Source organism: Proteiniphilum sp. (genome assembly GCF_034927365.1).
Taxonomy (GTDB): domain Bacteria; phylum Bacteroidota; class Bacteroidia; order Bacteroidales; family Dysgonomonadaceae; genus Proteiniphilum.
Map to the genome: position 1 here is coordinate 48,316 of NZ_JAYFQD010000006.1, position 6,355 is coordinate 54,670.

The following is a 6,355-nucleotide window of genomic DNA, read 5'->3' on the forward strand; positions in this document are numbered from 1 at the left end:
TATTGGCAGAAACTCCTGCTCTTCGAAAATTTGGCACAACATTTGAAAAAGAAATAATATGTCGAGCACAGACCGGTAATGGCTGGCAGATGATTGACAATGAGAAATGAGAGTCAATCTCATTCACTGAAAAGAAAAAATAATAATAACAATATATATAGATTATGGGAAAAATAATAGGAATAGACTTAGGGACAACCAATTCGTGTGTTTCCGTTATGGAAGGCAATGAACCCATTGTAATCCCCAACAATGAAGGAAAACGGACTACCCCTTCGGTGGTGGCCTTTATGGATAACGGTGAACGCAAGGTAGGAGATCCTGCCAAACGTCAGGCCATTACCAACCCTCACAATACGATTTCTTCCATCAAAACGTTTATGGGAGAAACTTTCGACCAAGTTCAGAAAGAGATCGGACGTGTACCTTATAAAGTAGTAAGAGGCGACAACAATACGCCGCGTGTTGATATCAACGGACATCTTTACACGCCACAGGAAATTTCTGCCATCGTATTGCAGAAGATGAAAAAGACTGCCGAAGACCATCTCGGACAAGAGGTGAAAGAAGCGGTGATCACCGTGCCTGCCTACTTTAGCGATGCTCAACGTCAGGCTACCAAGGAAGCTGGTGAAATCGCCGGGTTGACCGTACGCCGTATCGTCAATGAACCTACTGCCGCTGCTTTGGCTTACGGGCTCGATAAGCAGAACAAGGATTCTAAAGTGGCCGTATTCGACCTTGGTGGTGGTACTTTCGATATCTCCATTCTCGAACTGGGTGACGGCGTTTTTGAAGTGAAATCGACCAATGGTGATACCCACCTTGGTGGTGACGACTTCGACCACCGTATCATCGACTGGCTGGCCAATGAATTTATGAATGACGAAGGAGTGGACCTGCGCAAAGACCCGATGGCGTTGCAACGTCTGAAAGAGGCTGCTGAAAAGGCAAAGATTGAACTCTCCAGCTCTACCAGCACCGAGATCAATCTGCCATATATCATGCCGGTGAACGGAATTCCAAAGCACCTGGTAAAAACCCTTTCACGTGCCAAATTCGAACAGTTGATCGACGACCTGTTGCAGAAATGTAAACAACCCTGCTTGACAGCAATGAAAGATGCCGGACTGAGCAATTCCGATATCGACGAAGTAATTCTGGTGGGTGGTTCAACCCGTATCCCGGCCGTACAGGACCTGGTAGAAAGCCTGTTCGGAAAGAAACCGCATAAAGGGGTAAATCCCGATGAAGTAGTGGCTATCGGTGCTGCTATCCAGGGAGCCGTGTTGACAGGTGAAGTAAAAGATGTTCTTCTGCTCGACGTAACTCCGCTTTCACTCGGTATTGAAACACTGGGTGGCGTAATGACCAAACTGATCGACGCCAATACTACCATCCCGACGAAGAAGAGCGAGACCTTCTCTACGGCAGCCGACAACCAGCCTTCGGTACAGATCAACGTACTGCAAGGTGAGCGGTCGATGGCACGTGACAATAAACAGATCGGAGTATTCAACCTCGACGGTATACCACCATCGCCACGTGGAATTCCTCAGATCGAAGTGACCTTCGACATCGACGCCAATGGTATCCTGAGTGTTTCTGCCAAGGACAAGGCCTCCGGCAAGGAACAGAAGATTCGTATCGAAGCCTCTTCCGGGCTGAGCGATGATGAAATCAAACGGATGAAGGAAGAAGCTGCAGCCAATGCAGAAGCCGACAAGAAAGAAAAGGAACGCATCGACAAGCTGAATCATGCCGACTCACTGATCTTCCAGACTGAAAAGCAATTGACTGATCTGGGCGACAAGATCCCCGCTGACAAGAAAGCGCCGATTGAAGTAGCCCTCAACAAACTGAAGGAAGCCCACAAAGCACAGAACCTCGACGGCATCGATGCAGCCACCACTGAGTTGAACACTGCCTTCCAGGCCGCTTCACAAGACATGTACAATGCCTCCAACACCCAATCCGGCCCACAACCCGGTCCCGATGCAGGACAGCAACAGTCGCAAGGTGGCAACCAGTCCAACGATGATAACGTAACTGACGTAGACTTCGAGGAAGTAAAATAAAGCGATTAAGCGAGAGAAGTAAAAGTTCACTTTTATTTCCAAGCGTGAACTTATTGTGACAAAGCAAAGCTTTGACGAAGTAAGATCGACTAAGATAAATAATCAAATATTCTCAAACCGCAGTAAGCAATTGTTTTACTGCGGTTTTTGTTTTATATATTTGGATATACAATCATTTTCAATTATCCTTATCCGTCGTTTTTAATAAAGCAAAGTGCAAATCACAAATAAAATCTCGTGAACAAAATTTATTGCGAGGACAAACCTTCTTGTTTTTACGGGCAAATATAAGAAAAATCTTATATCTTTGTAATTGAACATCAATATTATAAACAACTGATATAGTTATAAATGGAATAAATACTTTCGTATTGGGGTGTATATCCACCGCTTGTGTGTTTTCAATAGAGCTAAGAGGGTTCAGCATTCTTTGAAAAGAAAAATGAAAATCAGAAGATTATTGCATGTAATGTGCCTGATTATTGGCAGCTGCATGATTGCCACTTCGGGTTATGCACAAATAACCCCGGCGAAAGCAGGGAGTGTAGACGGCGGAACGCTGGTAGGTAGATGAGATTTGACAGTAGATGAAGGTGGCACAATGAGACCTTCGTGGTTGGAAGTGGAGATATCGGGTTTTGAAACTTTGGTAGGACGTTTTGTGGCGACGGCTGGAAGACGTATGATATCACACTGATCGGGCGAATGGTAACGATTATAGCCAACGGCATCACCATTATCAATAACCAGGAAATTCCAGGTATCACGGGCGGCGCTATCGATAGTAACCAGGCTGAACCGGGTCCGATTTATTTCCAGGGAGACACGACCCCATACAGTTTCGCAATATATTACACCTGGTAAATGATAGTGTTTGACCTATATGAAGGCTTGAGGTATAACTCACTTCACTAAATAGATGAAATTAAAACCGGATAACAGATAAAGAATGACTTTTTTCACGTTCTCCGTTTTTTTACTCCACATTGAAGTACTAAATAAGAGGAATCCTTAATTTTCAGTGTAACGAATAAGGGAGTATACCCACAGGTAAAACAACTACCGGAAAAACGAAATATCCATGTTGAGAAAGGGAATTTCACTGTCGCGGATAATTGACAATCTTGCATAAAGGAAGACCAAACCAAGATGATCTGGATAATTTACGTACATTTGCAGCAGGTATAATTTCTTAATACTAGTTCGATATGACTGACACTGATTCTTCCTATAAAAAAATGGTAAAAGCACAACGCGCGGAACTGACGGAATCAAAAATCTATTACCGCGTGGCAGATTTCGAAAAAAACGAAAACAATAAAGCGATACTACTACAAATAGCGAAGAATGAAGAACATCAATCAGCTACCTGGAAGTCATATACACAACAGGAAGTACTGCCCTATCATTGGAAAGTGCCGTTTTATACGTTGCTGATCAGATTCTTCGGCCTCACATTCGGGATCAAGCTATTGGAACGTGATGCTCATAAAGGAGTACAAACTTACGGTGCCATGCGCTCTGATTTCCCCGAGGGCGAAAAGATGTACGAAACCGAAAAGGAAAATGAAGACAAGCTGATTGAATTACTGAATGATAAGCCGCTCGATTATCTCGGTTCGATTGTCCTCGGACTGAATGATGCTTTGGTTGAATTAACCGGAGTGCTTGCCGGGCTTACTTTAGGGATACAGAGTTCTCCCATGATTGCCGCTATCGGCATCATCACCGGAATTTCGGCTGCATTCTCCATGGCCGGCTCGGAATATTTATCGACCAAAACAGAAAATACGGGAAAAGTAAAACCGCTCACATCGGCGATCTACACAGGTATCGCCTATATTGCTACAGTGATCGCGCTCATCCTCCCCTACCTGATCGTCAAGAATGTCTTTATTGCTTTATTGATAACAGTAGCTATCGCTGTAACCATCATCTACATATTCAATTTTTATGTGTCTGTTGCCAAAGGTACACCTTTCCGGAAACGCTTTCTGGAGATGGTATCCATCAGTCTCGGCGTGGCAACTGTCAGTTTTTTCATCGGTTTGATCGTAAATCGGATATTTAATATTAATGTATAACAGTAAAAAATCTGCCACTTAGTAGATTGATATTTATATTTTTATTTATACCTTTGCAGCCCGAAACAGAGAGGAGGTTATTGTACAACCAGAAATTAGCAAAGAAGAAATAAAAACGGTTACATTTCAGGCTAAGGGCTGATTACGGCGAGGGGATATCTTGAATATGGATAACGGACTATGGCAGAAATTAAGAGCCAAAGTTCGGGAATTACCACTGCTAAGAAACAGATCGCAAAGGCCATAGCATAGATGATGTCTATAATAATGTATGGCATTCATCACAATAATCTCAAACAAAAAGAATTAATTAAACAAACAACAAATATGATCATTGTACAATTAAAAGAGGGCGAAAATATTGAAAGGGCCCTGAAGAAATTCAAACGCAAATACGAAAAAACAGGTGTTGTAAAAGAACTACGCAGCCGTCAGGCATTCACCAAACCTTCCATCGAGAAACGCAAGAAAAAACAGCACGCCATCTACGTGCAGCAAATGCAACAAAACGAAGAATAATTATTGGCCTCTGAAACCTCTGAGGACCTACAATAATAATCCTTCGCTTTTTTAATGATTATTTTACTTTTATTGGTTTCGGAGTTTCAAAAATTTTCCTTACTTTCGTAGCTCATCGACGGAATAACGAAATGTGGAAGGAAAAATTCATACAATATCTCCGTGTTGAGAAGAACTACTCTTCTCATACGGAGATTTCTTATTTGGATGACCTCACTCAGTTTGAAGCGTTTATCATCGGGGAACTGGGTACATTCGATCCTGTACGCATCCACAGCAATCATATCCGTATCTGGATGAGCGAGTTGATGGGACAGGGGTTGAAAGCCCGATCCGTGAACCGTAAACTCAGCGCTGTAAAATCATTCTTCCGGTACCTGAAGAAAAAAGAGATGATCGTGCAGAATCCGACAGAGGCTGTAACTGGCCCCAAAGTGGCTAAGAAACTCCCTTCGTTCGTGAATGACCCGGAAATGGGGAAAGTGCTGGATGATCCGTTTGAGTATTCCGACGACTTCCGGGGGCACCGCGATCGGTTCCTGATCGAACTGCTTTACCTTACCGGTATGCGCCGTGCGGAACTGATAGCCTTGAAGGATAATGATATCGATTTCGGTGCATGCACACTCCGGGTAACGGGAAAACGCAACAAGCAACGCATTATCCCCTTCTCCGACACAACAAAAGAAAAACTTACAGCATACATCGCAGCCAGAGATGCCGAAATAGAGAACAAATCCCCTTTTCTTTTTGTCAAGGAAGATGGAGAACCTCTATACCCTAAACTTGTGTACAATGTCATTCACAATCATCTCAACAGCATCCCCACCCTGGCAAAAAAAAGCCCGCACGTATTACGCCATTCTTTTGCCACTGAGATGCTGAACAACGGCGCCGAGATCAATGCGGTAAAGGAACTGCTCGGGCACTCCAGCCTTGCGTCTACGGAAGTCTATACACATGTTACTTTTGAAGAATTGAAAAAAGCATATCAATACGCTCATCCAAGAGCAAAAAAATGAAGGAGGAAAAGTATGGAACTGACAATTCAATCTGTAAATTTTGACGCCACTGATCAACTGAAAGCGTTTGTAGAGAAAAAGATCAAAAAACTGGAACGATTCTCCGACGACATTATCCTCGCAGAAGTGATCCTGAAAGTAGTAAAACCGGAAACGGCTATGAACAAAGACGCAGCCGTGAAATTGAAACTCAGGCATAGTGAGGCATTTGCCAACAAAACGGCTGACACATTCGAAGAGGCTATTGACCTAAGTGTGGTAGCCATAGAAAAACAGATTCTCAAAACCAAAGAAAAAAAGGAAAGGTAACGCCAAAAATTTCAGATAAAAGTTTTGGCATCATAAAAAATATCACTACCTTTGCGACCGTTTCTCTCCAAATCTCAAGAGAGAAACGGTTAATTTCAAGAATATAAGCCTCTTTAGCTCAGTTGGCCAGAGCACGTGATTTGTAATCTCGGGGTCGTTGGTTCGAATCCGACAAGAGGCTCAAACGAAAAGGCATTAATTTAGGGCAGTTACCAGAGTGGCCAAATGGGGCTGACTGTAACTCAGCTGGCTTACGCCTTCGGTGGTTCGAATCCATCACTGCCCACCAATCAATTTGCCAATGTGCAAATCAGTCAATGTGCCAATTAAAAACGGAGAGCGG

The 6,355-nt window shown here is 43.3% G+C and carries 6 protein-coding genes, 2 tRNA genes and 1 pseudogene; all 9 read left to right on the top strand.

Translation table 11 applies throughout. The features are described from left to right. Positions 1-164 precede the first annotated feature (164 nt). The 9 genes and pseudogenes from dnaK (at position 165) to VB073_RS03555 (ending at position 6,301) form a co-directional block, all read left to right on the top strand. Entirely contained in the window at positions 165-2,078 is a 1,914-nt protein-coding gene (gene dnaK / locus VB073_RS03515; RefSeq protein ID WP_323402767.1) for a molecular chaperone DnaK, read from the top strand. Positions 2,079-2,520: 442 nt separating this feature from the next. Beyond that, on the top strand, positions 2,521-2,652 hold the full coding sequence (locus VB073_RS03520; RefSeq protein WP_323402768.1) for a hypothetical protein: 132 nt from the start codon (positions 2,521-2,523) through the stop codon (positions 2,650-2,652). Positions 2,653-2,753: 101 nt separating this feature from the next. Further along, positions 2,754-2,942 (top strand): annotated as a pseudogene (locus VB073_RS03525) (hypothetical protein); the annotation flags it as partial. Positions 2,943-3,316: 374 nt separating this feature from the next. Next, positions 3,317-4,162, top strand: a complete 846-nt coding sequence (locus VB073_RS03530; protein WP_323402769.1) for a VIT1/CCC1 transporter family protein — start codon at positions 3,317-3,319, stop codon at positions 4,160-4,162. Between the two features lie 327 nt (positions 4,163-4,489). Further along, positions 4,490-4,681, top strand: coding sequence for a 30S ribosomal protein S21 (gene rpsU / locus VB073_RS03535; protein ID WP_323402770.1), 192 nt, complete (start codon positions 4,490-4,492; stop codon positions 4,679-4,681). Positions 4,682-4,812: 131 nt separating this feature from the next. Beyond that, positions 4,813-5,703 (top strand): tyrosine recombinase XerC, encoded by an 891-nt coding sequence (locus VB073_RS03540; RefSeq protein WP_323402771.1) that lies wholly within the window; start codon positions 4,813-4,815, stop codon positions 5,701-5,703. A gap of 12 nt (positions 5,704-5,715) precedes the next feature. Beyond that, positions 5,716-6,012 carry a ribosome hibernation-promoting factor, HPF/YfiA family gene (gene hpf / locus VB073_RS03545; RefSeq protein ID WP_323402772.1) on the top strand — a complete coding sequence of 99 codons (297 nt, stop codon included), beginning with the start codon at positions 5,716-5,718 and terminating at the stop codon, positions 6,010-6,012. 107 nt (positions 6,013-6,119) lie between these two features. After that, a tRNA-Thr gene (locus tag VB073_RS03550) sits at positions 6,120-6,193 on the top strand. Between the two features lie 22 nt (positions 6,194-6,215). Beyond that, positions 6,216-6,301: transfer RNA gene (locus VB073_RS03555), tRNA-Tyr, on the top strand. Positions 6,302-6,355 lie beyond the last annotated feature (54 nt).